Source organism: Agrococcus beijingensis, from assembly GCF_030758955.1.
Lineage (GTDB): Bacteria > Actinomycetota > Actinomycetes > Actinomycetales > Microbacteriaceae > Agrococcus > Agrococcus beijingensis.
On record NZ_CP132360.1, the window covers coordinates 1,262,982 to 1,289,295 of the forward strand.

Here is a 26,314-nt window from a genome sequence, read left to right on the forward strand (position 1 = left end):
ACCTGTCAGTAGAACATGAGACAATAGGGCCACGAGAACCGAAAGGGGAGCCGACACATGGCCGCCATGAAACCACGCACCGGAGATGGACCGCTCGAAGCCGTGAAGGAAGGCCGGGTCATCGTCGTGCGCGTCCCGCTCGAGGGCGGGGGACGACTCGTCGTCTCTGTGAACGACGAAGAGGCCGCTGCCCTGCACAAGGCGCTCGGCGAGGTCGTCGTCACCGCTTGACCGACGGTGGCCATCCGGGCCGAGACGAAGGGGCCGATCCATAGGCGGGTCGGCCCCTTCGTCGTCCCGGATGCGTGCGGTCGCGCCCGCAGGACGCCCCGCGACGGCGCTAGGAGGCCCGCGTCGCCGGCTCGGGCCTGCGCACGATCTGCAGCAGCCCGTCGCCGACCGGCGTGATCGCGGCCTGCACCGCGTCGGAGGTCGCGAGCGCCTTCAGCAGGGCGCGGAGGTCGGAGACCGCGTCGTCGCGCTGGGCCGGGTCGGCCACCTTGCCGCCGAGCAGCGCGTGGGCGACGAGCACCGAGCCGCCGACGCGCACGAGCGCGAGCGCGTGCTCGACGTACTCCATGACGCTCGCCGGGTCGGCGTCGATCAGCACGATGTCGTAGCTGGCCTCGTTCATGCGCGGCAGCACGTCGCGCGCGCGGCCGGTGATGAGGCGCGCGCGGGTGACCGGGATGCCGGCGGCGGCGAAGGCCGTGCGCGCGTGCTGCTGGTGGTCGAGCTCGTTGTCGATCGACGTGAGCGTCGCCCCCGGTGCGCCGCGCAGCAGCCACAGGCCGCTCACGCCGGCGCCGGTGCCGACCTCGAGGATCGCGGTCGCCTGCGTGGCGGCGGCGACGGCTGCCAGCTGGGCGCCGACCGCCGGGGCGATGGGCGTGATGCCGAGCTCGAGCGACGCGTCGCGCGCCGCAGTGAGCACCTCGTCCTCGCTGGCGAGGTCGTCGAGGTACTTGGCGATGAGCGATGGTGTCTGCACGGGTTCCTCCGCCCGCGAGCCTACGCGCCCCGACGCATCCGCCCCCTGCAGGCTCGCCGTCTGCGCTCGACTACCCTGGAGGCGTGTCCCTCGCAGGCATCACGCTCGACAAGCTGGTGATCATCCTCCTGCTCGCGGCCTTCCTCATCGGCCCCGAGCGGCTGCCCCTGCTCGCAGAGAAGCTGGGCACGCTCGTGCGCAGCCTGCGCGACATGGCCGGCGGCGCGAAGGACCGCATGCGCGAGGAGATGGGGCCGGAGTTCGACGAGGTCGACTGGAAGAAGCTCGACCCGCGGCAGTACGACCCGCGCCGCATCGTGATGGATGCGCTCAAGGACGACCCCGAGGACTTCTCCACCGCCGCGGCGAAGGCGTCGGTCGCGACCGTGAGCGGCCTGCCGCAGCGGCCGACGGGCCCGATGCGCTTCGACGACGAGGCGACCTAGCGGCGCCCGCGCCCGCGTCGGCAAGCTCGGCGTCGCGAGCGGGGCGGGCGAGCGGATGCGTCAGGCGGGGCTGAGCGGGAGTCCTCGGCCCGCGAGCGGTCGCGTGCCGCGCAGCGACTCGGCGAGCGCGATGATCGCCGCGGCGGCCGGGTCGGTCGGCTCCGCCGCGACCACCGGCGACCCGGCGTCGCCGCCCGTGCGCAGCGCCACCGACAGCGGGATGCGCGCCAGCAGCGGCACGCCCAGCCGCCGCGCCGCCTCGTCGCCGCCGCCCGCGCCGAACAGCTCGAGCACCGTGCCGTCGGGCTGCGCGAGCCCCGCCATGTTCTCGACCACGCCGAGCACGCGCTGGCCCGTCTGCCGCGCCACCTCGGCGGCGCGCTCGGCCACATCGGCCGCCGCCTTCTGCGGGGTCGTGACCACCAGCACCTCGGCGTGCGGCATGAGCTGCCCGAGCGAGATGGCGACGTCGCCGGTGCCCGGCGGCATGTCGATGAGCAGCACGTCGAGGTCGCCCCACCACACGTCGGTGACGAACTGCTGCAGCGTGCGGTGCAGCATCGGCCCGCGCCACGAGACCGAGCGGTTGCCGTCGACGAACATGCCGATCGAGACGAGCCGCACCCCGTGCGCCTCGGGCGGCATCATCATGTCGCCGACCCTCGTCGGCTTCGCTGCGGTGCCCAGCAGCGCCGGGATCGAGTAGCCGTGCACGTCGGCGTCCATCACCCCGACCGTGAGCCCGCGGGCGGCGAGCGCGACGGCGAGGTTGGCGGTGACGGTCGACTTGCCGACGCCCCCCTTGCCGCTCGCCACCGCGATGATGCGGGTGAGCGTGTCGGGCCCGAACTGCGCGGGACGCGAGCCGCGCAGCCGCTCGACGAGCGCCTGCCGCTTGGCGGGCGCCATCACGGCCACCTCGATCTCCACCTGCTCCACGCCGGCGACCGACGCGGCCGCCAGGCGCACATCCGCTTCGATCCTGTCGGCCGCGGGGCAGGCAGCGACCGTCAGTTCGAGGCGGATGCGTGCGGTCGCCCCGTCGAGGCGGGCGTCGGGGATCATGTCGAGATCGACGAGCGGGCGGCGGATCTCGGGGTCGACGACCGTCGCCAGGGCGCGCTGGAGCGCCGGATCGATGCCGCCCGCCAGCGACGGCTCGCTCGAGGGGGTCACTTCGCGTCGCGCTCGCGCCGCTCGTCGAGGTCGTCGACGAACGACTTCAGCTCGGCGCGGATGAACTCGCGCGACGCCATGTCGCGCATCGCGAGCCGCAGCGCCACCACCTCGCGGGCAAGGTACTCGGTGTCGTTGAGGTTGCGCTCGGCGCGCAGGCGGTCCTGCTCGATCTGCACGCGGTCGCGGTCGTCCTGCCGGTTCTGCGCGAGCAGCAGCAGGGGGGCGGCGTAGGAGGCCTGCAGGCTGAGCACGAGCGTCAGCAGCGGGAAGCCCTGGTTCTGCGGATCGAACTGCGCCTCGGCGGGCGCGATCGAGTTGTAGCCGAGCCAGAAGGTGACGAAGATCGTCATGCCGATCAGGAACGCGGGCGTGCCCATGCCGCGCGCGAACGACTCGGTGAAGCGGCCGAAGCGGTCCTTCGACTCGGGCAGCCGGATGCGCCGGCGGGCTGCCTTGGGCTGCGAGAAGCGGTCGTCGCGCTCAGCCATGCGGCGTCTCCTCCTGGGCGCGCCAGTCCTCGGGCAGCAGGTGGTCGAGCACGTCGTCGATCGTCACGACGCCGACGAGGCGGTTCGCGCTGTCGACGACCGGCACCGAGACGAGGTTGTAGGCGGCCAGCTGGCGCGTCACCTCGGCGGCGGAGGCCGAGGTGAGCACGGGCTCGATCTGGTCGTCGAGCAGCGTGCCGACGCGCTCGTTCGGCGGGTACCGCAGCAGCCGCTGGAAGTGCACCATGCCGAGGAACCGGCCGGTGGGCGCCTCGTAGGGCGGCAGCGTCACGCAGATCGCCGCGGCCAGTGCGGGGGCGACCTCGTGGCGGCGCATGAGGGCGAGCGCCTCGGCGACCGTGGCGTCGGAGGCGACGATGATCGGCTCTGTGGTCATGAGGCCGCCCGCGGTGTCGGCGCCGAACGACAGCAGCATGCGCACGTCGTCGGCCTCGTCCGGGTCCATCAGGCCCAGCAGCGTCTCGCCGCGCTCGGTGGTCATGTGGCCGATCAGGTCGGCGGCGTCGTCGGGCTCCATCTGGTCGAGCACGTCGGCGACGCGGTCGTCCTCGAGCGCGGCGAGGATCTCGACCTGCCGGTCCTCGTGCATCTCCTCGAGGATGTCGGCGAGGCGGTCGTCGCTGAGGTCCTCGGCGACCTCGATCATGCGCCGCTGCGGCAGGTCGAGCATGGCCGAGGCCGCGTCGGCGGCCGGGAGCTCGTCGAGCGAGGCGAGGATGTGCTCGGTGTCGTGCTCGGCCGAGGGCAGGTGCTGCACGTCGGTCCACTGCGCGAGGGTCGTCGGGCCCTTGCCGAAGGGGCCCGTCTTGGGCTTCCGCAGGAAGAGCTCGTCGACCTCCCACTCGCCGGGGCCGCGCTCGGCGATCGACAGGTCCTCGAGCGTCGCGCTGGAGCCGTCGCGGAGGGTGACGGTGCGGCCGAGCACGTCGGCGAGCAGCAGCCGCTCGCTGCCGCGCTGGCGGAAGCGCCGCTCGCTGATGGCCGAGGCGATCAGCTGGCCGCCGCCGATCGAGAGCACCCGGCCGATCGAGAGGAAGACGCGCTGGCGGCCGCGGTCGTCGACCACGAGTCCCACGACGCGCGGGGCGGCATCCTGGCGCAGCACGGTGACGACGTCGCGCACCTTGCCGATGCGCTCCCCGGCAGGGTCGAACACGCCCGCGCCCGCCAGACGGGCGACGAAGACGGTGGCGGCGCTCATGGCGTCCAACGTACCGCGCAGGGCCTGAGCGGCGCGGTCTCGCGCGCCGCTCAGTCCGGCAGCGCTCGGTGACGCCGACAGCGAACCCCACCGGGTGCGCCGGGGGCCGCGTGCGAGACTGGACGGGTGAGCATGTTCCAAGGCGCAGCGCGCGGCGACCAGCATCTGCCGAGCGGCGTCGTCGTGGCGTCGTTCGAGACCTACGAGCAGGCGCAGGCGGCCATCGCGAAGATGTCGGGCGCCGAGGGCGACCTGTCGGGCCTCGCGATCGTCGGCAACGACCTCAAGCTCGTCGAGCGCATCACCGGCCGCCTCACCTGGGGCAAGGTGGCGCTCGCGGGCGCCATGCGCGGGCTCGGCTTCGGTGCCTTCATCGGCCTGGTCTACATCCTCTTCCTGCCCGAGGCGATCGCCTCGGTGCTGCTGTTCCCGCTGCTGGGCCTGGCGTTCGGCATCCTGCTGGGCGTGGTCACGCACTCGGTCACCCGTCGCAAGCGCGACTACGCGTCGGTGCAGCAGGTGCTCGCCGCCCGCTACGACGTGGTCGCGCCGCAGCAGTCGGCCGGCAAGGCGATGCACATCATCGGCCAGCGCGAGACGCCGGTGGTGCCCCCGCAGGCGCGGCCGATGGCGGAGCAACTGCCGCCGCCGGGGTCCGGCGCCCGGGTCGACGCTCCGGCCGGCGCCACGGCCTCGCCGAGCGCCCCCGACGACCGCCCGCCGGCGCCGCCCGCGGCCTGACTCGCCGGCGCGCTGACGCGCGCCTGTTCGCTCGAGCGCGTCTGCCTCGCCGGCGCGCTGGCCCGCCCGTTCGCTCGACCGCGTGCGCTGCGCCGGGCCGCGTCAGACCAGCGCCGGCGACGTGCGCGCGGCCTCGTGCACCGCATCCGTCACCAGGTCGAGCAGGGGTGCGGCGAGGTTCCAGCGCTGCCAGTGCAGCGGCACCTCGATCGCGTCGTCCGAGAGCTGCACGAGCGAGCCGTCGGCGAGCCCGGCCTCGAACTGGCCCGGCAGCAGCATGCCCCAGCCGAGGCCGATGCGCACGGCCTCGGCGAACTCGGCGGATGCGCTGATCACGTGCCGAGGAGCGGCCGCGCGGGCGCCGTGGCGGCGCGCGAACCCCGACTGCAGGGTGTCGTGCCGGTCGAAGTCGACCAGCGGGGCGTGCTCGAGCGCCGCTCCGGTCGGCCCGTTCGGGAACCAGCGCTCGGCGAAGGCTCGCTCGGCGATCGCGACGTAGCGCATGCGCCCGAGCGGGCTCGAGACGCAGCCGGCCACCGGCTGGCGCTGCGAGGTCACCGCCGCCATCACGGAGCCCTCCTGCAGCAGCTGCGCGGTGCGCTCCTGATCCTCGCGGCTGATGTCGAAGGTCACGCTCCGCTGCGCGGCGACGCTCGCGAGCACGGGCATGAACCAGGTGATGAGCGAGTCGGCGTTGACGGCCAGCGCCACGCGGGGCGCCGCGGCCTCCTCGCCGAGCGCGACGCGCGCCTCGTGCTCGAGCAGCGCCATCTGCCGCGCGAGGCGCACGAGGGGCTCGCCGGCCTCGGTGGCGCGCACCGGCTTCGTGCGCTGGAGCACCACCCGGCCGACGCGCTGCTCGATGGCGCGGATGCGCTGGCTCACCGCGCTGGGCGTGACGCCGAGCTGCACGGCGGCACGCTCGAGGGTGCCGGCGTCGACGGCGGCGGCCAGGGTGCGCAGGTGGTCGAGCGGGAGCTCCATGAGCCGATGCTAGATGAAGTGATGCTTACGTTGCTGCAGGATCATTCGCTCGACTGCATCTGACGCTCGGCATACCGTCGTGGGCATGGACCAGGGGATCGTGGCGCTGCTGGCGGGCTTCGGGCTCTGCCTGGGCCTCATCGTGTCGATCGGCGCGCAGAACGCGATCGTGCTGCGGCAGGGACTGCGCCGCGAGCACGTCGGGCTCGTCGTGCTCGTGTGCGTCGTCAGCGACGCCATCCTGCAGACGATCGGCGTCGCCGGCGTGGCCACGCTCGTCACGGCGCACCCGTGGCTCGAGTCGGTCGCCCGCTGGGCCGGGGCGGCGTTCATCCTCGCCTTCGCCGCGCTCAGCGCCCGGCGTGCCTGGCGCGGCGGCGGCTCGCTCGAGGCGGCGCCGGAGCCGGTGGCCGAGGCGGCCGGTGCGCCCGGGCCGGCGGGCGTGGCCGTGCGCGCGCGCACCAGCCGCATCACCACGCTCCTGACCATCCTCGCCGTCACCTGGCTCAACCCGCACGCCATCGTCGAGACGACCGTCGTCCTCGGCTCGGTGGCCGCGACCCACGGCGACGCGCGCTGGTGGTTCCTGGCCGGCGGCGTGATCGCCAGCACCCTCTGGTTCGTCGGCTTCGGCTACGGCGCGCGGTATCTCGCGCCCTTGCTGCGCACCGAGCGCGCCTGGCGCGTGCTCGACGGCGGCATCGCGCTCGTGATGGTCATCATCGCGATCAGCCTCGTCCTGACCTGACCCCACGGCTCAGCGCGACCGCACCTCGCGCATCCACGCCTCCACCTCGTCGGCGGTGCGGGGGATCGCGGCTGAGAGGTTCACGGCGCCATCGGCGGTGACGACGATGTCGTCCTCGATGCGCACGCCGATGCCGCGCAGCTCCTCGGGCACGGTGAGGTCATCGGCCTGGAAGTAGAGGCCGGGCTCGATCGTGAAGACCATCCCCTCGCGGACGATCCCGTCGTGGTAGAAGTCGCGGCGGGCAGCGGCGCAGTCGTGCACGTCGAGGCCCAGGTGGTGGCTGGTGCCGTGCACCATCCAGCGGCGGTGCAGCTGCTGGTCGGGCTCGAGGCTCTGCTCCGCCGACACCGGCAGCAGGCCCATCTCGGCGGTCTTGCGCGCGATGACCTCCATCGCGGCCGCGTGCACCTCCTTGAAGACGATGCCCGGCTTCACGACGGCGAAGGCGGCGTCGGCCGCCTCGACCACGGCGTCGTAGATGCGGCGCTGGATCTCGCTGAACTCGCCCGAGATCGGCAGCGTGCGGGTGATGTCGGCCGTGTAGAGGCTGTCGACCTCGACGCCCGCGTCGAGCAGGATCAGGTCGCCCGGGCGCACCTGGCCGTCGTTGCGGGTCCAGTGCAGGTAGCAGGCGTGGTGGCCGGAGGCCGCGATCGTGTCGTAGCCGACGGTGTTGCCGTCGAGGCGTGCGCGGCGGTGGAACGCCCCCTCGACGACGCGCTCGCCGCGCTCGTGCTGGGTGGCGTCGGCGAGATCGGCGATCACGTCGTCGAAGCCGCGCGCGGTCGCGTCGACGGCGGCCTGCACCTCGGCGATCTCGTAGGCGTCCTTCACCAGCCGCAGCTCGCTGAGGTCGCGGGCGAGGATGTCGCCGTCGGGGTTCGCGCCGGCGATCTGCGCCTCGACCGCGGCGTCCGCGCCCGTGACGACCAGCGCATCCGCCTCGCCCTCGAGCGCAGCGGCCAGCTCGGCGAGGTCGGCGACCGCGAGCCCTAAGTCGGCGGCGACGTGCGGGAGCGACGGGCGCGGGCCCACCCAGAACTCGCCGATCGCCGGGTTCGCGTAGAACTCCGTGGTGCCGCGGCCGGCCGGGCCGCGGAAGTAGAGCGTGGCGGTGTGGCCGGATGCGGTGCTGTCGTCGCTGCGCTCGTCACTGCGCTCATCACCACGGACGGGCTCGAGCACGAGCACCGAGTCGGGCTCCGCATCCGACCCCCAGCCGGTCAGGTAGGAGAAGTCGGGGAGGGCGCGGAACGGGTAGTCGGTGTCGTTCGAGCGCACCTTGAGGCCACCCGCTGGCACCACCAGCCGCACGCCCGGGTGGAGTGCCGAGATGCGGGCGCGGCGCTCGGCGGCCGGGGCGGCGGAGGCGCGCGGCTCGGGCGTCGTCTGCGGCCGCTCGGCCCAGCCCTGCTGGATCTGCTCGGTGAACGCCGACCCCGTAGGGGTGGTGGATCGGTTGGTGGTGGACTGCATCGTCGACGACTCGCTCATGCCCGCCATCCTCCCACTCCGCCGCGCTGGCGGACAGCCGGTTCGGAGGCCCACGAAATAGACTGCCGCGATGCGCCTGCCAGCACCGATCGACCTCACGGGGGTCGATCCGATCGAGCCCAGCGAGGTGATGGTGTGGGCCCGCGACTATGCGTTCGCCGCCCGCATGCACCTGCGCTCGCAGCTCGACCGGCGCCCGCCGCCGCGGCTCGGGATGCCCGGCGCGCGCGTGCACGTGGTGGCGATACCGGGGGTCGTGGAGCGTTGGCACTTCATGGAGCCGCTCGCCCGGCGGCTGGTGCACGCCGGCTGCGCCGTGCACTTCGTGCCCGAGCTCGGCCGCAACCTGGCACCGGTGCTCGACTCGGTGCCGATCGTCGCCGCCGTCGTCGACCGCATCGCCGCCGAGCATCCGCACGCCGCGATCGTGCTCGTCGGCCACTCGAAGGGCGGGCTGATCGGCAAGCGGTTGCTCGTCGACCGGGCGCTCGACGACACGCTGCCGCAGCCGGTCGGCCTGGTGGCGCTCGCCACCCCCTTCGCCGGCTCCAGCCGGGCGAAGCTGCTGCGCGGCGAGTACGTGCGCGAGTTCGATCCGTCGAACGCGATGCTCGCGGCGCTCGCGGCGGAGCGGTCGGCGGATGCGCGGATCCGGGTGGTGCTGCCGCAGATCGACCCGCACGTGCCCAAGAACCGCGTGCCGGAGGGCATGCGGGGGGTGCGGCTCGAGGCGGCCGGCCACTTCCGGCCGCTCGCGACGCCCGAGGCCGCCCGCGCCGTGGTCGCCGCGATCGACGAGCTCACCGACGCGCGCTCGGGCGCGCTGTAGCCCTCAGTCCGCGCTCTCAGCCCGTCTGGCGCAGCTGCACGACCACCGGCCGGTGGTCGGTGCCGACATCGTCGAGGCCCGTGAGCACGCGCGCCGCGACCGGCTGCCAGTCGGCGGTCGCGACGACGTGGTCGATCTGCGCGCCCAGCCACGGCGGCGCCCACGTCGGCCAGGTGCCGACCGCGCCTGCGCCGAGCGCGCTGGTCGCGTCGTGGCAGGTGCCGAGGTCGCCGCCGTCGACGCCGAGGTCTGCCCAGTGGTCGAGGGTCGAGTTCAAGTCGCCCGCCATGATCACCGAGTCGCCTGCCTCGCACAGCCCCGCCACGAACTCGAGGTCGGCGCGCCAGTTGCGCATCTGCTGCGGGATCGGCGCCACCGGGTGCGCCGAGACGAGCACGGGGCCGTCGCCGTCGTCGGGCCGCGCCACGATCGTCGGGAGCGTGCGTGTGCCGCCGACCGTCGGATCGGTCGTGTACTCGCCGAGCTCGACCGAGATCATCAGCGTCGTGTTGAGCGCCCCGTAGGAGGGGGAGTAGTCGGTGGTGTGCACCCAGAACGGATTGCCGCGCTCGCGCAGCCGCTCGGCGACCGCGACGCCCAACGGCAGCGTCGTCTCGGGCAGCATCACCGCATCCGCCCCTGTCTCGTCGATGACGCGCGCGATCTCCTCCGCGCCGGGCCGGTCGCCGAGGGTGTTCCAGGTGAGCACGATCAGGTCGCCCGACTCGCGGTCGATCGCCTGGCCGTCGTCGAGGCCGCGCGAGACCTGGATGCCGCCCGAGACGAGCGTGAAGACGAGCAGCATCGAGACCACGGCGAGCACGAACGGCCGCACCCGGCGCCAGCCGACGAAGCAGAGGAACACGATCGCCAGCACCAGCGCGATGCCGATCACGCCGACGCGCATCGAGACCACCTGCGCCACGACGGGCGCCTGCTCGAGGCCGAACGCCTGCGGCCAGGCGGCGACGGTGAGGCACGCCGCGATGACGAGGCCGAGCAGCCAACCGAGGATCGCGAGCACGCCTCGAGGGTAGGCGATCCGGCTATGACGACGGGTCGGGCAGGCGCGCGTAGGGTGGCGGCATGGAGCACGATCAGGCGCACGACGACCGGGCCGGCCGCGCCGCGCACGGCGTCGACTGGGCGAGCCTGGGCCCGATCGACCTGCACGCGCACTCGCGGGAGTCCGACGGCACGGATGCGCCCGGGGACGTCGTGCGGGCCGCCGCAGCCGCGGGGCTGGGCGCGATCGCGCTCACCGACCACGACACGGTCTCGGGCTGGGTCGAGGCGACCGAGGCGGCGCATGAGACCGGGGTGGCGCTGATCCCCGGGGTCGAGTTCTCGTCGCAGATCGGTTCGGCCAGCGTGCACGTGCTCGGCTACCTGCTCGACCCCGAGGCGGATGCGTTCATCGGCGAGCGGGAGCGGATCCGCGTCGAGCGCATCGAGCGGGCAGAGCGCATGGTGCACGCGATCGGCCGCGACTACCCGCTCACCTGGCGGCACGTGGAGGAGCACTCGGCGCCCGGAGCGACGATCGGCCGCCCGCACATCGCCGACGCGCTCGTCACGCTCGGCATCGTCGCCGACCGCTCGGCGGCGTTCGAGGGCATCCTGCACTGGCAGGGCGGCTACTACCACCCGCACCACGCGCCCGAGCCCGAGGCGGCGATCGGCATCATCAAGGACGCGGGCGGCGTCTCGGTGCTCGCCCACCCGGCGGCACGCGGAGCACCGGTGATGCGGATGGGCGTGCTCGGTGACCTCGTCGGCGCCGGCCTCGACGGGGTCGAGGTGTGGCACCGCGACAACGACGAGGCGTCGCGGCGCCGGCTGCTGCGCGACGCCGAGCTCATGGGGCTGCTCGTGACCGGCTCGAGCGACTACCACGGCCGCGGCAAGCCCAACGTGCTCGGGGAGCACACCACCGAGCCCGCTGTGCTCGCCGAGATCGTGCGCCGCGCGACCGGCTGGGCGCCGGTGCTGCCCGCCTGATGCATCCGGTCGTCGCGGAGATCACGAGTGCGGCAGGATCGCGCGTGCTGAACGGCGAGCTCGAGCAGGACGCGCCGCCGGTCGAGGGCGACGAGCGCTGGGGTGCCTCCATCGTCGCGCGGCCGGATGGCCGCTCCGCTGACCTGCTCGATGGCTGGACCGCTGAGGCGAGGGGTCACATCGGCGAGTGCTGGCCCACCGGCGCACTCGGCAGCTGCCATGTGACCTTGCGGCAGCTCGATCGCTGGCACGCGAGCGTCGACGCCGCGGTCCTCGGAGAAGGACAGCAGGCGCTCGGCGATCTCGCCGGTGCGGGGCCGCTTCGGACGCGCCTCGTCGGCATCGCGGTCTCCACCGGCGGCGTGCTCGCGATGCTGGAGCCGGACGGCGACGCATGGGACCGCGTCCGAAGCATCATGCGAGGCAGGCCGCGAGCGTTGCTGCACGCGACCCTGGTGCACTTCACGATGGGCATCGACGACCCACGATCGTTGCTGGCCTGGGCGGAACGCGCTCCGGGAGGAGTGCGGATCGATCTCGACCGGATCGCGCTCGTCCGCTATGACTACGACTCGGCGTTGTCGCGCATGATGCCGCACGATCTCCTCGCGGTCTGAGTTCGCCGTGGCGGATGGCGTCCGGAAGATGTACCATTTGTGGTACAAGAGGAGGGCCTCATGGCTATCACGGCATCCGAAGCCCGGCGCGAGTTGTTCACGCTCATCGAGCGCGTCAACGCCGACCGCACCGAAGTCGAGATCACGTCGAAACGAGGAGCGGCCGTGCTGATCTCGCGCGACGAGTATGACGCGCTGCAGGAGACCGCATACCTCCTGCGTTCCCCGGCAAACGCGAAGCGACTGATCCGATCGCTCGAGCAGGCTCGCTCAGGCAGCGCCGTCGAGCACGACATCGTCGAAGGCTGATGGCGCGCCTGCTGGCGTGGACCGATGACGCCTGGGACGACTACCTCCATTGGCAGCAGGCGGACCGGACGCTGCTCAAGCGGATCAATGTCCTGATCGCCGACATCCAACGTGGCGACCCGTTCGAAGGCATCGGCAAGCCCGAGCCTCTGCGACACGGTCTCGCAGGCGCCTGGTCACGTCGCATCGACGGCGAGCATCGGCTGGTCTACAGCGTCGATGACGAGCGCCTCACGATTGTGCAGGCTCGCTACCACTACTGAAGCGGGAGTGCCCCTCAGCCGCGGGAGTGACCCTCAGCCGCGGGAGTGACCGCTCAGCCGCGGGAGTGACCGCTCAGCCGCGGGAGTGACCGCTCACGTGCCCGAGTGGCGGGACGAAGACGGTCAGCATGGCGAACGGCCGCCACGCGGATGCGGAGCGGCCGTGCGTCGCTGCTGCTGGTGNCGTGCCCGAGTGGCGGGACGAAGACGGTCAGCATGGCGAACGGCCGCCACGCGGATGCGGAGCGGCCGTGCGTCGCTGCTGCTGGTGCCGAGGCGCGGGGTCAGACCGCCGGGCCCTGGGGCGCGTTCGCGCCGCCGCCGCCGGAGCGGGTGCGACGGCGGCGCCGGCGCTGCGGCGCCGCGTTGCCGTCGTGGTGCTCGGTGCCGCCACCGTCGTGGGTGCCCCGTCCCTCGGGCGCGGTGGACGCATCCGTCGTCGCGTTCGAGCCCTCGCCGCCGCCCGAGCGTCCGCGTCCGCCGCGTCGGCTGCGGCCCGAGCCGCCATCACGGGAGCCGCCCTCGCGCGGGCCACGGTCGCCGCCGCGCTCGCCGCCGCGGCCGCCGCGCCCGCGGTCACCGGCAGCGGAGCCGTCGCCGGCCGCGTACTCGGCGATGTGCTCGCGCTTGGCGTCCTTGTTCGGCGGGGTCGCGTGCAGGCGGCCCTTGGCGTCGGTGGGGATGTTGAGGTCGCTGAAGAGGTGCGGGCTCGACGAGTAGGTCTCGACCGGCTCGGGGCGGCCGAACTCGAGCGCACGGTCGATGAGCGACCACTTGTGCAGGTCCTCCCAGTCGACGAAGGTCACGGCGATGCCGGTGCGGCCAGCGCGGCCCGTGCGGCCGACGCGGTGCAGGTAGGCCTTCTCGTCCTCGGGGATGGTGTGGTTGATCACGTGCGTGACGTCGTCGACGTCGATGCCGCGGGCGGCCACGTCGGTGGCGATCAGCACATCCTTCTTGCCGGCCTTGAACTGCGCCATCGCGCGCTCGCGCGCCTCCTGGCTCATGTCGCCGTGCACAGCGGCGGCCTGGAAGCCGCGGTCGATGAGCTCCTCGGTGATGCGCGAGGCGGCGCGCTTCGTGCGCGTGAAGACGACGGTCTTGCCGCGGCCCTCGGCCTGCAGGATGCGCGAGATGACCTCGTCCTTGTCGAGCGCGTGCGCCCGGTAGACGACGTGCTCGATGTTGGCCTGCGCGATGGTGTCGTCGACGTCGGTCGCGCGGATGTGCAGCGGGCGCGACATGAAGCGCCGCGCCAGCGCGACGACGGCGCCCGGCATGGTGGCCGAGAACAGCATCGTGTGCCGCACCGCGGGCACCTTCGAGAAGATCTTCTCGACATCGGGCAGGAAGCCCAGGTCGAGCATCTTGTCGGCCTCGTCGAGCACGATCTCCTGCACGTTGGAGAGGTCGAGGATGCGTTGCTGCGAGAGATCGAGGAGGCGTCCGGGGGTGCCCACCACGATCTGGGCGCCCGCCTTCAGCTGGTCGATCTGGCCCTCGTAGGCCTTGCCGCCGTAGATGGAGACGACCGTCGTCGGACGGTTGGAGGTGATGAGCTCCATGTCTTCGGTCACCTGCACCGCGAGCTCGCGGGTGGGCACGACGATGAGCGCCTGCACGCCGGGGACGGGGTCGGCGCCGAGGCGCTGCGCGAGGGGGAGGCCGAACGCGAAGGTCTTGCCGGTGCCGGTCTTCGCCTGGCCGATGATGTCCTGTCCGGAGAGCGCGAGCGGGATCGTCTGCGTCTGGATCGGGAACGGCTCGAGGATGCCGCGGTCGGCGAGCGCCTGCACCATGTCGGCTTCGATGTTGAGGTCTTGGAAGGTCAAGAGGGGGTTCCGCCTGTTCGTTAGCTCCCCACAGCCTACCCGGGGGCATGCCGAACGGGCCTCCGGACGGCCCTAGACTGCTCGACTGTGGTGAAGTGGTTCGACAGGACGCCGCGCGATGTGACCCGGCAGCTGCTGCGGCACCACCGCGTGCCGGTCGTCGGCGACCGCGTGCTGCTGAGCGATGTGCGGCCGGCGCTGGTGCCGTTCGTGGGCCAGGCGCTCGGTCTCGAGCTCGACATCGTGGCGAAGGCCGGGCGCGTGCTCGATGCCGCGCCGTCGGCCGAGGCGCAGGTCGCGCTGGCTGAGGTGGTGCGCATCCACGCGACCCGGGCGACGGCGTTCGCGCGCATCCTCGAGAGCGAGGACGTCGAGCCCGAGGACGCCATGCGGCCCTTCGCCGACAGCGCCCGCGAGTTCTCGCACCACATCTCCGGCGCCGACTGGTACGAGGAGCTGCTGGCGATCCACGTCGTGAGCGGCCTGCTCGAGGACTTCTTCGTCGCGATCGTGCCCGGGCTGCCCGCCGACGACCAGGACGCCATGCTGCGCGCGCTGCGAGGCGAGAGCGCCCACCCGCAGCTCGTGAAGCTGCTGCAGGCGGCCATCGAGCTGACGCCGCGGCTGTCGGACCGGCTGGCGGTCTGGGGTCGCAGGCTCGTGGGGGATGCGCTGCTGCAGATGTACCTGGCGGTCAACGGCCCCGACGACTCCGGTCGTGCGGTGCCGAGCCAGCCGCGGCTCGAGCCGGCCTTCAACGACATCGTGGCGTCGCACACGCGTCGCATGGACGAACTGGGCCTCACCGCCTGAGCACGCCGCGTCGCGGCGTCGTCGGACGGCTCATGCCTGCTGCGACGCTGTGAAGCCCTTCGCGCAGCCGCTCAGAACCGCTGCGAGCCGGTCAGGCCTTCTGCGAGGTGAGCTGCGCGAGGTACTCGGCGTCGGCGCGCGCGCGGCGCTTCGGCAGCACGCGGGGCACGGTGAACGACACGAGCGCCGCAGCGGCGAGCGAGGCGAGCCACAGCCAGAGGTTGTCGGCGGTCGCGCCGGCGAGCATGCCGATCGTCCAGGCGACGCCGGCCGCGGCGGCGCCGAGCGACGGCGCCAGGTAGAGCCCGGTCCACTCGCGGCCGGGCGTCGCGAAGCGCGCGAAGAGGCCGATCGCTGCGCCGAGCACCATCGGCACGAGCACCAGGATGGGCATCAGGCCACGAAGCCGATCTTGCGCACCGACTCGCTGCCGATCTCGACGTAGGCGATGTTCGCGCTGGGCACGATGTAGCGGCGGCCCTTCGCGTCGTCGATCGTGAGCTGGCCGCCGTCGAGCGCGCCGACCACAGCGGCCTGCACCTCTTCGACGGTCTGCGCCGAGTCGAACGCGATCTCGCGAGCCGAGTCCTTGATGCCGATGCGGATGTCCATGCTCCTGAGGATAGGCGATCGGCGACGCCGCTCCTGCCGTGTCCGCGACCGGCGAACGGCTGGCCCGCCGATGTCGGTGGCCCCGGATACCGTGGCGGCATGCCCACGCAGACCCTGCCCGTCACGAGCGTCCCGAGCGTCACCCTCGACGCCAGCCAGCGCGCTGTGCTCGCCCTGCCGGGCGACGCATCCGCCATCGTGCTCGGCGTGGCCGGCTCCGGCAAGACGACCACCCTCGTCGAGCTCGCGGCAGCGCGGCTGGCGGCGGGCCTCGAACCCGCCCGACTGCTGGTGATCGCCGGCTCGCGGCAGGCCGCGACCGCGCTGCGCGACCGGCTGGCGCATCGCACCGCGATCGTCACGCCGGGGCCGCTCGCCCGTTCGATGCCGTCGTTCGCGCACGCGGTGCTGACCGCCGAGGCGCTCGCCGATGGGCGGCCGGCGCCGCAGCTGCTCTCGGGTGCCGAGCAGGACCGCATCATCGCGGCCATGCTCGCAGGCCATGCCGACGACGCCGCGGCGGGCCATGCGAGCGGCCCCGCCTGGCCCGAGCACCTGGGCGCCGAGGTGCGCGAGCAGGCGGGCTTCCGCGCCGAGCTGCGCGAGCTGCTGGCGGCCGTCGACGAGCGGGGCATGACGGCGGATGCGCTGGCTCGCCGCGGTCACGAGCGCGCCGTTCCCGAGTGGGTCGCCGCCGCAGCCTTCAAGGAGGAGTTCGATCGGCTGCAGCGGCTCGAGCGCCGGGGCGCCGACGCGGTGACGGCCGCGTCGCTGCTGCGGCGGGCCGCGCGCGCGGTCGCGACGGTCGACGCCGCGCTGCTGCCGATGCTCGTGCTCGTCGACGACGCGCAGGAGCTCACCGAGGGCGCCGTGGTCGTGCTCGAGGCGCTGCGCGAGCGCGGGGCCACCGTGATCGCGTTCGGCGATCCCGACACGACGACGGGCGGCTTCCGCGGCGCCGATCCGGCGCTGCTGGCGGCGCTGCCCGGGCGGCTGGGGTTCGGGGCCCAGCCTGGGCACCGGCTCGAGCTGGCGCTCGACCACCGGCACGGGCCGGCGGTGCGCGAGCTCGCCACCCGCATCGCGGGCGGCATCGGCACGGCGCTCGCGGGCGGGCAGCGCGATGCGCGGGCGACGGGCGGGGTCGACGCGGTCGCGCTGCACCTGTCGGCGTCGGTCGACGACCAGGCGCGCCGCATCGCGCGGCTCGTGCACGAGCGCCGCGCCGCCGGCGTGCCGCACGACGGCATCGCCGTGATCGTGCGCACGGGCCGGGCGGCGAGTGAGCTGGCGTCGCTGCTGTCGGCGCTCGACGTGCCGGTCTCGGCGAGCGGCCCGACGAGGCTCCGCGACACCGAGGTGGTCGACGCCCTCGTGCAGGTGCTCGCGGTCGCGACGGGCCGGCGCGAGCTGACGGCCGAGCTCGCCGAGCAGCTGCTGCGCAGCGATCTGCTCGGCCTCGACGCGCTCGCGGTGCGGCGGCTGAAGCGGGCGCTGCGGCACCGCATCATCGCCGACGGCGGCGAGGTGCACGTGGTGGGTGCCGAGCTCGTGCGCGACGCGGTGCTCGAGCCCGCGCTGCTCGAGGGCCTCCGCGGCGCGCGCCAGGGCGCCGATGCGGCACGGCGGCTGGCCCGCATGCTCGCCGACGCGCGAGCGCTCGCGACGGCCGACGACCCCGCGGCGGCCGACCAGGTGCTGTGGGCCGTCTGGAGCGCCGCGGGCGTCGCGGCCGCCTGGCAGCGCACGGCGCTCGACAGCGGCACGGGCGTCGAGCGCACGCTCGCCAACCGGCGCCTCGACGCTGTCGTCGCGCTCTTCGACCAGGTGGCGCGGCTCATCGAGCGGCGCCCCGACGCCGACACCGGCGCGTTCGTCGACGCCTGGCTGACGTCGTCGGTCGACGACGACTCGCTCGCCGCCCGCGCCGAGCACGCGCGCGTGGCCATCGGCACGCCGGGGCAGTTCGTGGGCCGCGAGCTCGACACGGTGATCGTCGCCGGGCTGCAGGACGGCGTCTGGCCCAACCTGCGCGCCCGCGGCTCGCTGCTGGGCGCGAACCGGCTCGACGGCGACGACACCGTCGACGCGCGCGCCGAGGTGCTGCACGACGAGCTGCGCACGTTCCTGAAGGCGGTCTCCACCGCCCGTTCGGCCGTGCTGCTCACCGCCGTCGCCAGCGACGACGAGCAGCCCTCGCCGTTCGTGGCCGGTCTCGACCCGGCGCCGGAGCCCGACGGCGGCTGGCACTCGCTGCGCTCGCTGGTCGCGAGCCTCCGCCGGCGTGCCGTGCGCGCCGCGAGCGAGGGCGACGAGCGCGACCTGGCGCTCGCCGCCACGGCGCTGCGGCGGCTCGGCGAGGCCGGGGTGCCCGGTGCCGCGACGGGGGAGTGGGCCGGCCTGGCCGAGATCTCGAGCACCGAGCGACTCGACGCGCTCGACGCCGTGCAGGCGAGCCCGTCGTCGCTGCAGAGCCTCGTCGACTGCGAGGTCGCCTGGGTGATCGACCGGGTCGCGGGCTCCACCGGCGGCCAGGCCGCGGGCTTCGGCACGATCGTGCACGAGGCCGTCGAGCAGCATGACGCGACCGACCCCGCCCAGCTCGAGCATGCGATCAGCGCCCGCTTCGGAGAGCTCGCGCACGAGTCGAGCTGGGAGGCCGCGCGCCAGCACGGCGACATCGCGCCGGTCGCGGCGACGATCGCCGACTACTTCCAGCGCCTCCGCGGCCTCGGGTGGCGGGTCGAGAGCGCCGAGCACGAGGCGCGCTTCGAGGTGGGGCTCGACGGCGGCGCGCTGCTGAAGGGCTCCATCGACTGGCTCGAGCACGCGCCCGACGGCACGGTGCGGGTGGTCGACCTCAAGACCGGCAAGCGCAAGCCCGACGAGCACGCCGAGCTCGGCAACCTGCAGCTGCGCGCCTACCAGCTGGCCATCGCGCTCGGCGGCATCGCCGGCGTGCCGCCGGAAGCGGCCACCGAGGCGCGGCTGTTCCTGCCCCGGCTCGAGCGGCGCGAGAAGTCGATCGACGCCGAGCCCTTCACCGATGTGCGCGAGCGGTTCGAGGCGCACCTGGCCGAGGCCGTCGCCACGATGGGCGGCGCCGCCTTCCGCGCCGTGCCCGCCGAGCACTGCTTCGAGCGCTTCGCCCACGGCCAGTGCGCCATCCACGTCCTCCCCGAGGTGACCGAATGACCGACGAGCTGCCCATCCAGACCCTCGCCGAGCCCCGCTCGTTCAGCGCGATCGAGCTGGCGGCGCTGCTCGACGAGGCCGCCGGCCGCGCCCCGCTGCCGCCCACGGAGGAGCAGGAGCGCGTGATCGAGGCGCCCTTCTCGCCCACGCTGGTCGTCGCGGGCGCCGGCAGCGGCAAGACGCACACGATGGCGCAGCGCGTGCTGTGGCTGGTCGCCAACGGCCACGCCGCGCCCGACCAGGTGCTCGGCCTCACCTTCACCCGCAAGGCGGCCCGCGAGCTCGCCGAGCGACTCGAGGTGCAGCTCGAGCTGCTCGCGAAGGCCGGGCTGGTCGACGAGGAGCTGGTGCGCACGCGCAAGCCCGTCGTGCAGACCTACAACTCGTTCGCCGGCTCGCTGTTCAAGGAGTGGGCGCTGCTCATCGGGCGCGACCCCGACTCCGAGGTGCTCACCGATCCCGCCGCACTGCTGCTCGCGCTGCGCGTCGCCCGCGGGTCCGACGACGTGCGGCTCGCCGAGATCGGCTCGGCCGCGCAGGTCGCCGAGCGGGTGCTGCAGCTCGCTGGCGAGCTCGGCGACCACCGCGTCTCGACCGCGCGGCTGCGCCGCAGCGGCATCCCCGCGGCCTTCGCGGCCCTCACCGACCTGCCGCCCGAGGCCGACGCGAAGGCGCTGACCAAGGCGAAGCGCGACGACCTGGCCGACGACGGCCGCCGCGTGGGCGCGCTCGACGCGCTCGCCGACCTCGTCGACGCCTTCGAGGCGCAGAAGCGCAGCCTCGGCGTGCTGCAGTTCAGCGACCAGGTGCGGCTCGCGCTCGACGCGATCGACGCGCACCCCGCCGCCGTCGACGAGCTGCGGGAGCGCCACCGCTTCGTGCTGCTCGACGAGTTCCAGGACACCTCCGTGCTGCAGCTGCAGCTGCTGGGGCGGCTCTTCCGCCAGACGCCGGTGATGGCGGTGGGCGATCCGAACCAGGCGATCTACGGCTTCCGCGGCGCGAGCGCCGGCACGCTCGCGCTCTTCCCCGAGCACTTCGGGCAGACCACCGCGATGACGCTCTCGATCAGCTGGCGCAACGACGTCGAGGTGCTGCGCATCGCCGACGCCATCGCCCGTGGCCTGCCGCCGCAGCCCGGCGTGCCGGTCGAGCGGCTGCACCCGCGGTGCGAGGCGGGCCCGGGCGACGTCAGCGTGCGGCACCTGCCCACCCTCGAGGACGAGGCGCACGAGCTCGCCGCCTGGCTGCGCGGCCACGGCGCGGGCACCGGCACCGGCGACGTCACCGCCGCGCTGCTCGTGCGCACGCACCAGCAGGGCATCGAGCTGGCCGACGGCCTGCGCTCGCTCGGCATCGACGTGATCCGCTGGGGCGGCGGGGGCCTGCTGCAGGAGTCCGCCGCCGTCGACCTGGTCGCGGCGCTGCGCGTGCTCGGCAGGCCCGAGGAGGGCTCGAGCCTCGTGCGCCTGCTCGCCGGCAGCCGGTGGCGCGTCGGCGTCGCCGACCTGATGGCGCTCCAGCGCCAAGCGCGCCGGCTCGCCGGCGCCGGGCTCACCGACGAGCAGCGCGCGCGTGACCGCAGCGCGGTCGTCGCAGAGGCGAGCTCGTCGATCGTCGACGCGCTCGACGCGCTGGTCGACGCCGACGGGCTCGAGGGCGCGACGGATGCGGGCTTCGCACGGCTCCGCGAGGCGGCGGTGCTGCTGCGCGGCCTTCGCCGCCGCGCAGGCATGCCGCTGCCCGAGTACGTGCGACACGTCGAGCAGGCGCTGCGGCTCGACATCGAGGTGGGCGCGAGCGCGCACCGGCACCACGCGGTGCTCGACGCCTTCGCGCGCGAGGCGCACGCCTTCGCCGCCGCCGACCAGCGCGGCACGCTCGACGCCTTCCTCGCCTACCTCGACGCGCTCGACGCCGATCGCGGCCCCGACGCCCCGCAGCCCGAGCCGGCGCCTGGCGCGGTGCACGTGTTGACCATGCACGCTGCCAAGGGCCTGGAGTGGGATGTCGTGGCGCTGCCCAGGCTCGCCCAGTCGCGCAACGACCCGAGCACGCGCGGCTGGCTCGACTGGGGCAAGGTGCCCTACGAGCTGCGCGGCGACCGCAGCCTGCTCGCCGAGCTGCAGTGGCGCCAGCCGACGTCGCACGCCTACATCGCGGAGCGCGACGCCTACCGCGAGCAGCTGGCGGCCTTCGACGAGAGCGAGCGCGACCGGCTCGCCTACGTCGCGGTCACGCGCGCCCGTCGCGCGCTGTGGCTCTCGGGCGCGCAGTGGTACGGCACCGGCCCGACGCCCGCGAAGCCGACCCGGCTGCTCGAGCTCGCCGCCGAGGCGACGGGCGCCGGCCTGCTGCCGCCGGCGACCAAGCTCGACGGCAACCCGCGTGCGGGCACCGCGGCGAGCACCGTCTGGCCGGCCGACCCGCTCGGCACGCGTCGCCCGGCGGTGGAGCGCGCCGCCGCCGCCGTCGAGGCCGCAGACTCGGCAGCGGCGACGCCGTGGGACGACGCCATCGCGCTGCTGCTGGCCGACCGCAGGGCCACGCCGCTCGCCCTCCCGAGCCGCATCGCCGCATCCGGCTTCAAGGACTGGGCGGCCGACCCCGTCGCGGTCGCCCGCCAGATCGCCCGCCCGATGCCGCAGCAGCCGTTCGCCGCCACCCGGCTCGGCACCCTCTTCCACAGCTGGGTCGAGCGCCGCGGCAGCGCGGTCAGCCTCGGCGACGCCGTCGACGACGAGCCGCTCGACCAGGAGCTGGTGGGCATCGACGCCGAGCGGCTCGAGCGGCTGAAGCGCACCTTCGCCGCGTCGCCCTACGGCGACCGCGAGCCGGCCGAGACCGAGATCGAGATCCACCTGCCGCTCGCCGGCACGACGGTGGTGTGCAAGATCGACGCCGTCTACCGCGACGGCGACCGGGCGACGGTCGTCGACTGGAAGACCGGACGGCTGCCGAGCGGCGACGCCGACCTCGAGGCGCGGCAGCTGCAGCTCGCGCTGTACCGCGCCGCCTACGCGCTGCACGCCCGGCTCGACCCTGAGCTGGTCGACGCGGAGCTGTACTTCGTCGAGCACGACAAGGTGGTCAGGCCCGATCGCATCGAGTCGCTCGCCGAGCTCGAGGCGCGCTGGCTCGCGGCGCAGCAGGCGGTGGCCGAGGCCTCAGCGGTCGGCTGAGCCCCGCTCCGCCTGCACCTCGGCGGTCGTGCCGGACGGCGACGACTCGTCGAGGTACTCCTGCACGCCGGTGAGGTCCATGGTCTCGAGCGCCTGCGGCGCGATCGCCGCACCGGGGTCGCGGTCGACGCGTGCGATCAGCCCGGCGAGCATGCCCTTCGCGTCGTCGACGATCATCGCGTCGCCCTTGTCGACGCCGTGCAGCAGCCAGCGCGCGATGTCGAGCTCCGCGTGCAGCATCGCCCGCTGGCGCACGTGCCGGTCGCCGATGCCGCGTGCCGCGGCGTGCGCCTGGAACGCGCGATCGACGCTGCCGAACTCGCTCGAGCCGAGCAGGAACGCGAGATCGCGGGCGGGATCGCCGACCGACAGCGCGTGCCAGCCGTCGATGCCGGCGACCTTCGCGCCCTCGACGCGGAACGCCTGCGCCTGCAGATCGCCGTGCACGAGCGTCGGCTTGAACTGCCACAGCCGGTCGTCGTTGAGCGCGAGCTCCCAGCGCTCCAGCAGCGGCGCGGGCACGTGGCCGGTCGTGGCGGCGCGGTCGAAGGAGTCGAGCAGCGACCGGCGCAGCGAGCCGGCGGTCGCCGTCGGCAGACCGGCGTCGGCGGCCACCGAGGTCGGCAGCTCATGGATGGCCGCGATCGCCTCGCCGACGCTCGCCGGGAGCCCCGGTCGAGCGGGGGAGATGTCGGCCAGCCGCATCGGCGAGCCGCCCAGCCTCGACAGCACGAACAGCGTCGACCTGCCGGCCTCGACCGAGCCGAGCAGGGTGGGCACGTCGAACGGCAGGCGCGAGCGGATGCCGAGGGTCAGCGCCGACAGGGCCGTCGCGTGATCCTTGGCCGTGCGCAGCGCCGCGACGGAGCGGGGGAGCACGACCTGCACCGTCTCGCCGTCGGAGAGCCGCGCCGCCACGACCGAGCGGTGCTCGTCCGAGCCGTCCTCCGTCGCGCCGACGACGTCCAGGCCGGGCACGGCGGTGGTGGCGAGCGCGGATAGAGTGAAGGGGTTCGTGCTCATGCAGGCCAGGCTAGGCCGACCTCGACCCGAGGCAGCCGCGCCACGCGACGGAGGTGACGTGCAGGTTCCACCGCTCGCTCGATCGGCGCTCGACCGAGACCACGCATCGCGTATCGACGCGGACGCCGTGGCCCGCGCCCTCGAGGACCCGTCGACGCGCATCATCGCCATCGCCGGCGACCGCTCCCCGGTGCGCGACGGCGCGCTCGTGCGGCTGCGCGTCGACGAGCTGCCCGAGTACGCGGCGCACGTCGAGCCGCGCGTGCCGCTCAGCTGGCTCGGCAGGGCGCGCGCCGGCGGAGCGACCGACTCGGGCCCGGTCGTGCTCAGCATGCTGGTGCACGAGCCCTTCGACGTCCCGGGCGCCGAGTGGCGGTCGCTCCGCGACGTGGGCGCCGCGCTCGACGATGCCGACGCCGGCGTGCTGGTGCAGGCGGTCGCGCTGGGCGTCTGGCAGCGCGAGAGCCATCACAGCCCGGTCGACGGCAGCGCCACGGCGTTCGAGGAGTCCGGCTGGGTGCGGCGCGACGTCGGCGGCTCGCCGCACTTCCCCCGCACCGACCCGGCCGTGATCGTCGCCATCCACGACGCTGCCGACGAGCGCATCCTGCTCGGCCACAACGCCGCGTGGCCCGAGTGCCGCTACTCGCTGATCGCCGGCTTCGTCGACCCGGGCGAGTCGCTCGAGGCGGCCGTCATCCGCGAGGTCGCCGAGGAGACGGGCCTGCGCGTCGTCGAGCCGCGCTACCTCGGCTCGCAGCCGTGGCCGTTCCCGCGCAGCCTGATGGTCGGCTTCGAGTGCGTCGCGCCTGAGCCCGACACGATCCGTCCCGACGGCGTAGAGATCCTCGACGTGCGCTGGTTCACGCGTGACCAGCTGCGCAGCGGCGTCGTGCAGCTGCCGGGCCCGACGTCGATCGCGTCGTGGATCATCGACGCGTGGCTGCAGCGGTGACGAGCGCCCCCAAGCCCGACGCCGAACGCATCCTCGCCGGACTCGACGAGCAGCAGCGCGTCGCCGCGACGACGCTCGGCGGCCCGGTGGCGATCCTCGCAGGCGCCGGCACCGGCAAGACGCGCGCCATCACGCACCGCATCGCCTACGGCGTCGCCACCGGCGAGCAGGTCGAGCATGCCTCGCTCGCGCTGACGTTCACCACCCGCGCGGCCGGCGAGATGCGCACGAGGCTCGCGCGGCTCGGGGCGGGCGGCGTGCAGGCGCGCACGTTCCACGCGGCGGCACTGGCGCAGCTCGGCCACTTCTGGCCCCGCATCACCGGCTCGCGCATGCCGAAGCTGCTGCCGCAGAAGGCCGCAACGCTCGCCGATGCCGCGGCGCAGCTGCGCCTGCGGCTGCCCACCGCCCAGCTGCGCGACGCCGCCGGCGAGATCGAGTGGCGCAAGTCGCAGGCGATGACGATGGAGGACTACGGCGTGCAGGCCCGGGTGCGCCCGCTGCCGACGGGCCTCGACCCCGAGGCCATGATCGACCTCCACATGGCCTACGAGCGGGTCAAGGACGAGCGCCGCCTGATCGACTTCGAGGACGTGCTGCTCGCCACCACCGGCATGATCGAGCGCGAGCCGGTCGTCGCCGACGAGGTGCGCTCGCGCTACCGCCACTTCACCGTCGACGAGTACCAGGACGTGTCGCCCATGCAGCAGCAGCTGCTGGCGGCCTGGCTCGGCGACCGCCGCGACGTCTGCGTCGTCGGCGACCCCAGCCAGACCATCTACTCGTTCGCCGGCGCCGACCCCGCGAGCCTGGGCCGCTTCGTGCACGATCACCCCGAGGCCGAGGTGGTGCGGCTCGAGCGCTCCTACCGGTCGACCGCCGCGATCGTCGGCTGCGCGAACCGGCTGATGCGGGGCCGCGATGCCCTGACCCTCGAGGCCGCGTCAGGGCAGCGCGGCGTCGAGCCGAGCCTCACCGAGCACGGCAGCGACACCGCCGAGGCGGCGGCGGTCGCCGCAGCGATCAAGGCGCAGGTCGTCGCCGGCACCGACCCCGGCCACATCGCGGTGCTCACCCGCTTCCACGCGCAGACCGGCCTCATCGAGCAGGCGCTCGCGGGCGTCGGCCTCTCGTCGACGGTGCGCGGCTCGGCGCGCTTCTTCGAGATCCCGGTCGTGAAGCGCGCGGTCATGATGCTCCGCAGCGCCCGTGCCGACGGCCGCCCGGTGTTCCAGTCGGTCACCGACATCGTGATGGGCCTCGGCTACCGGGCCGAGCCGCCGGCGACCCACGGCGAGGAGCGCGCCCAGTGGGATGCGCTGCACGCGCTGGTCACGCTGGCCGAGGAGGCAGGTGGCACCGACCTCGCGGCCTTCGCGAACGACCTCGCCCGCCGCGCGGCCACCGAGCACGAGCCCACCGTCGCGGCGGTGACCATCGCGACGATCCACGCGGCGAAGGGCCTGGAGTGGCAGCACGTGCACGTGATCGGCCTCGCCGAGGGCCTGCTGCCCATCTCGCACGCCACCACGCTCGCCGAGATCGACGAGGAGCGCCGGCTCCTCTACGTCGCCATCACCCGCGCCCAGCGCAGCCTCTCGCTCACGTGGGCGACGCACTCCGGCCACGCCGTCAGGCAGCCTTCGCGGTTCCTGGCCGAGATCGGTGCGAGCAGGCCCGCGGCCGGACGCGGCGCAGCGCGCTGATGCCGCCGTCGCGCTGACGGATCCGGGCGCCCCACCCCGACGGCAGCGTGCCCTCCCCGAGCCGGCGCACCGCATCCAGCACCGTCAGGATCGTCTGCGCGGTCGCCGCGGGCGTCGCGACCGGCGCGAGATGCCCGGGCACGAGCGTCTCGTCGACTGGGGCGCACGCGGGGCACTGGTCGCCTGCGGCGACGAACGGGCCCACCTGCACCCAGGCGTCGCCGACCACGATCGGCAGGTGCGCGACGCCGTCGAGCAGCAGCCGCTCGCGCTCGGCGTACGGCAGCCGCCACGGCGCGACCGGGATCACGAGCGCGTCGTCGGCGACCGCGTGCCCGGCCCGGTCGAGCGCGCGGTGCACGTCGAGGGCGAGACGGATGCGTCCGCGGACGCGCGCGGGCACGACCGGCTCGGTCTCGATCAGCGCGGGTGCGACCGCGTCGAGCAGCGCAGCGGCCGGCTCGTCGCCGAGCAGGTGCTCGAGCTCGCGCCGCAGCACACCGCGGGTGAGCAGCGCGAGCCCGCGCAGCGTCGACGCGTCGGCGTCGAGCTCGACGACCGGCTGCTGCGCGCCGATCGCGATGCGGTCGGGCGAGGTGCGGAAGACGGCCAGGTGCGGGTCGAGTCGGAGCATGGCGGCATGGTGCGCCATCGCGGCCGATCGCGTCGGCCGCTCTCCAC

Annotated in this window: 26 protein-coding genes; 14 read left to right on the forward strand and 12 right to left on the reverse strand. The window is 74.1% G+C overall.

All coding sequences use genetic code 11. The annotated features are described in order from the left end of the window. The first annotated feature begins 57 nt into the window (after window positions 1-57). On the forward strand, window positions 58-231 hold the full coding sequence (locus tag Q9250_RS06020; protein WP_092918451.1) for a DUF3117 domain-containing protein: 174 nt from the start codon (window positions 58-60) through the stop codon (window positions 229-231). A gap of 109 nt (window positions 232-340) precedes the next feature. Here the strand turns inward: Q9250_RS06020 and Q9250_RS06025 are convergent, their stop codons facing one another. After that, window positions 341-991, reverse strand: coding sequence for an O-methyltransferase (locus Q9250_RS06025; RefSeq protein WP_306233682.1), 651 nt, complete (start codon window positions 989-991; stop codon window positions 341-343). A gap of 83 nt (window positions 992-1,074) precedes the next feature. Between Q9250_RS06025 and Q9250_RS06030 the strand changes: the two genes are divergently transcribed. Further along, the gene (locus Q9250_RS06030) at window positions 1,075-1,437 is read left to right on the forward strand and encodes a twin-arginine translocase TatA/TatE family subunit (RefSeq protein WP_306233683.1); all 363 of its coding nucleotides are present in this window, start codon (window positions 1,075-1,077) and stop codon (window positions 1,435-1,437) included. Window positions 1,438-1,497: 60 nt separating this feature from the next. Here the strand turns inward: Q9250_RS06030 and Q9250_RS06035 are convergent, their stop codons facing one another. From Q9250_RS06035 to Q9250_RS06045, 3 genes are read right to left on the reverse strand one after another with little or no spacing between them, the layout of a single operon-like run. After that, window positions 1,498-2,613: an Mrp/NBP35 family ATP-binding protein gene (locus Q9250_RS06035; RefSeq protein ID WP_306233684.1), complete on the reverse strand. Its 1,116-nt coding sequence runs from the start codon at window positions 2,611-2,613 to the stop codon at window positions 1,498-1,500. Then, window positions 2,610-3,104, reverse strand: a complete 495-nt coding sequence (locus Q9250_RS06040) for a DUF1003 domain-containing protein (protein WP_306233685.1) — start codon at window positions 3,102-3,104, stop codon at window positions 2,610-2,612. Before Q9250_RS06040 ends, Q9250_RS06035 begins: the two co-directional genes overlap by 4 nt. Further along, complete coding sequence (locus Q9250_RS06045; protein ID WP_306233686.1) at window positions 3,097-4,326, reverse strand: magnesium transporter MgtE N-terminal domain-containing protein; 1,230 nt, start codon at window positions 4,324-4,326, stop codon at window positions 3,097-3,099. The genes Q9250_RS06040 and Q9250_RS06045 overlap by 8 nt, the downstream gene beginning before the upstream one ends. Before the next feature lie 132 nt (window positions 4,327-4,458). Between Q9250_RS06045 and Q9250_RS06050 the strand changes: the two genes are divergently transcribed. Next, on the forward strand, window positions 4,459-5,067 hold the full coding sequence (locus Q9250_RS06050; RefSeq protein ID WP_340318409.1) for a YflT domain-containing protein: 609 nt from the start codon (window positions 4,459-4,461) through the stop codon (window positions 5,065-5,067). A 102-nt stretch (window positions 5,068-5,169) separates the two neighbouring features. Here Q9250_RS06050 and Q9250_RS06055 read toward each other — a convergent pair whose 3' ends face one another. Further along, window positions 5,170-6,051: a LysR family transcriptional regulator ArgP gene (locus tag Q9250_RS06055; RefSeq protein ID WP_306233688.1), complete on the reverse strand. Its 882-nt coding sequence runs from the start codon at window positions 6,049-6,051 to the stop codon at window positions 5,170-5,172. 85 nt (window positions 6,052-6,136) lie between these two features. On the opposite strand from Q9250_RS06055, the gene Q9250_RS06060 reads away from it, so the two are divergent. Beyond that, window positions 6,137-6,799, forward strand: coding sequence for a LysE/ArgO family amino acid transporter (locus Q9250_RS06060; RefSeq protein WP_306233689.1), 663 nt, complete (start codon window positions 6,137-6,139; stop codon window positions 6,797-6,799). Window positions 6,800-6,808: 9 nt separating this feature from the next. On the opposite strand, the gene Q9250_RS06065 is transcribed toward Q9250_RS06060, so the two are convergent. Next, complete coding sequence (locus Q9250_RS06065; protein ID WP_306233690.1) at window positions 6,809-8,296, reverse strand: aminopeptidase P family protein; 1,488 nt, start codon at window positions 8,294-8,296, stop codon at window positions 6,809-6,811. 70 nt (window positions 8,297-8,366) lie between these two features. Between Q9250_RS06065 and Q9250_RS06070 the strand changes: the two genes are divergently transcribed. Then, window positions 8,367-9,125, forward strand: a complete 759-nt coding sequence (locus tag Q9250_RS06070) for an esterase/lipase family protein (protein WP_306233691.1) — start codon at window positions 8,367-8,369, stop codon at window positions 9,123-9,125. 16 nt (window positions 9,126-9,141) lie between these two features. On the opposite strand, the gene Q9250_RS06075 is transcribed toward Q9250_RS06070, so the two are convergent. Continuing rightward, the gene (locus Q9250_RS06075; RefSeq protein WP_306233692.1) at window positions 9,142-10,149 is read right to left on the reverse strand and encodes an endonuclease/exonuclease/phosphatase family protein; all 1,008 of its coding nucleotides are present in this window, start codon (window positions 10,147-10,149) and stop codon (window positions 9,142-9,144) included. Between the two features lie 62 nt (window positions 10,150-10,211). Between Q9250_RS06075 and Q9250_RS06080 the strand changes: the two genes are divergently transcribed. From Q9250_RS06080 to Q9250_RS06095, 4 genes are read left to right on the forward strand one after another with little or no spacing between them, the layout of a single operon-like run. Beyond that, on the forward strand, window positions 10,212-11,126 hold the full coding sequence (locus Q9250_RS06080) for a PHP domain-containing protein (RefSeq protein WP_306233693.1): 915 nt from the start codon (window positions 10,212-10,214) through the stop codon (window positions 11,124-11,126). Window positions 11,127-11,170: 44 nt separating this feature from the next. Continuing rightward, complete coding sequence (locus Q9250_RS06085; RefSeq protein WP_306233695.1) at window positions 11,171-11,743, forward strand: hypothetical protein; 573 nt, start codon at window positions 11,171-11,173, stop codon at window positions 11,741-11,743. Between the two features lie 60 nt (window positions 11,744-11,803). Next, the gene (locus Q9250_RS06090) at window positions 11,804-12,052 is read left to right on the forward strand and encodes a type II toxin-antitoxin system Phd/YefM family antitoxin (protein ID WP_306233696.1); all 249 of its coding nucleotides are present in this window, start codon (window positions 11,804-11,806) and stop codon (window positions 12,050-12,052) included. Beyond that, complete coding sequence (locus Q9250_RS06095) at window positions 12,052-12,315, forward strand: Txe/YoeB family addiction module toxin (RefSeq protein ID WP_306233697.1); 264 nt, start codon at window positions 12,052-12,054, stop codon at window positions 12,313-12,315. The genes Q9250_RS06090 and Q9250_RS06095 overlap by 1 nt, the downstream gene beginning before the upstream one ends. Before the next feature lie 284 nt (window positions 12,316-12,599). On the opposite strand, the gene Q9250_RS06100 is transcribed toward Q9250_RS06095, so the two are convergent. After that, complete coding sequence (locus Q9250_RS06100) at window positions 12,600-14,147, reverse strand: DEAD/DEAH box helicase (protein ID WP_306233699.1); 1,548 nt, start codon at window positions 14,145-14,147, stop codon at window positions 12,600-12,602. A gap of 90 nt (window positions 14,148-14,237) precedes the next feature. Between Q9250_RS06100 and Q9250_RS06105 the strand changes: the two genes are divergently transcribed. Next, window positions 14,238-14,960, forward strand: a complete 723-nt coding sequence (locus tag Q9250_RS06105) for a ferritin-like fold-containing protein (protein ID WP_306233700.1) — start codon at window positions 14,238-14,240, stop codon at window positions 14,958-14,960. Window positions 14,961-15,051: 91 nt separating this feature from the next. Here the strand turns inward: Q9250_RS06105 and Q9250_RS06110 are convergent, their stop codons facing one another. Then, window positions 15,052-15,354, reverse strand: coding sequence for a hypothetical protein (locus Q9250_RS06110; protein ID WP_306233701.1), 303 nt, complete (start codon window positions 15,352-15,354; stop codon window positions 15,052-15,054). Beyond that, the gene (locus tag Q9250_RS06115; protein WP_306233702.1) at window positions 15,354-15,572 is read right to left on the reverse strand and encodes a DUF3107 domain-containing protein; all 219 of its coding nucleotides are present in this window, start codon (window positions 15,570-15,572) and stop codon (window positions 15,354-15,356) included. Before Q9250_RS06115 ends, Q9250_RS06110 begins: the two co-directional genes overlap by 1 nt. Before the next feature lie 99 nt (window positions 15,573-15,671). Between Q9250_RS06115 and Q9250_RS06120 the strand changes: the two genes are divergently transcribed. Both Q9250_RS06120 and Q9250_RS06125 read left to right on the forward strand, forming a co-directional pair. Beyond that, a complete protein-coding gene (locus tag Q9250_RS06120; protein WP_306233703.1) occupies window positions 15,672-18,767 on the forward strand; it encodes a UrvD/REP family ATP-dependent DNA helicase in 3,096 nt (1,031 codons plus the stop codon). Then, window positions 18,764-21,949, forward strand: coding sequence for an ATP-dependent helicase (locus tag Q9250_RS06125; RefSeq protein ID WP_306233704.1), 3,186 nt, complete (start codon window positions 18,764-18,766; stop codon window positions 21,947-21,949). Before Q9250_RS06120 ends, Q9250_RS06125 begins: the two co-directional genes overlap by 4 nt. On the opposite strand, the gene Q9250_RS06130 is transcribed toward Q9250_RS06125, so the two are convergent. Next, complete coding sequence (locus tag Q9250_RS06130; RefSeq protein WP_306233705.1) at window positions 21,935-22,972, reverse strand: phosphotransferase; 1,038 nt, start codon at window positions 22,970-22,972, stop codon at window positions 21,935-21,937. The genes Q9250_RS06125 and Q9250_RS06130 overlap by 15 nt on opposite strands. 127 nt (window positions 22,973-23,099) lie before the next feature. Between Q9250_RS06130 and nudC the strand changes: the two genes are divergently transcribed. After that, entirely contained in the window at window positions 23,100-23,927 is an 828-nt protein-coding gene (nudC, locus tag Q9250_RS06135) for an NAD(+) diphosphatase (RefSeq protein ID WP_306233706.1), read from the forward strand. Next, window positions 23,912-25,633: an ATP-dependent helicase gene (locus Q9250_RS06140; RefSeq protein ID WP_306233707.1), complete on the forward strand. Its 1,722-nt coding sequence runs from the start codon at window positions 23,912-23,914 to the stop codon at window positions 25,631-25,633. Before nudC ends, Q9250_RS06140 begins: the two co-directional genes overlap by 16 nt. On the opposite strand, the gene Q9250_RS06145 is transcribed toward Q9250_RS06140, so the two are convergent. Further along, window positions 25,560-26,267 carry a hypothetical protein gene (locus Q9250_RS06145; protein ID WP_306233708.1) on the reverse strand — a complete coding sequence of 236 codons (708 nt, stop codon included), beginning with the start codon at window positions 26,265-26,267 and terminating at the stop codon, window positions 25,560-25,562. The two genes, Q9250_RS06140 and Q9250_RS06145, sit on opposite strands and share 74 nt — an antisense overlap. Between the last annotated feature and the right edge of the window lie 47 nt (window positions 26,268-26,314).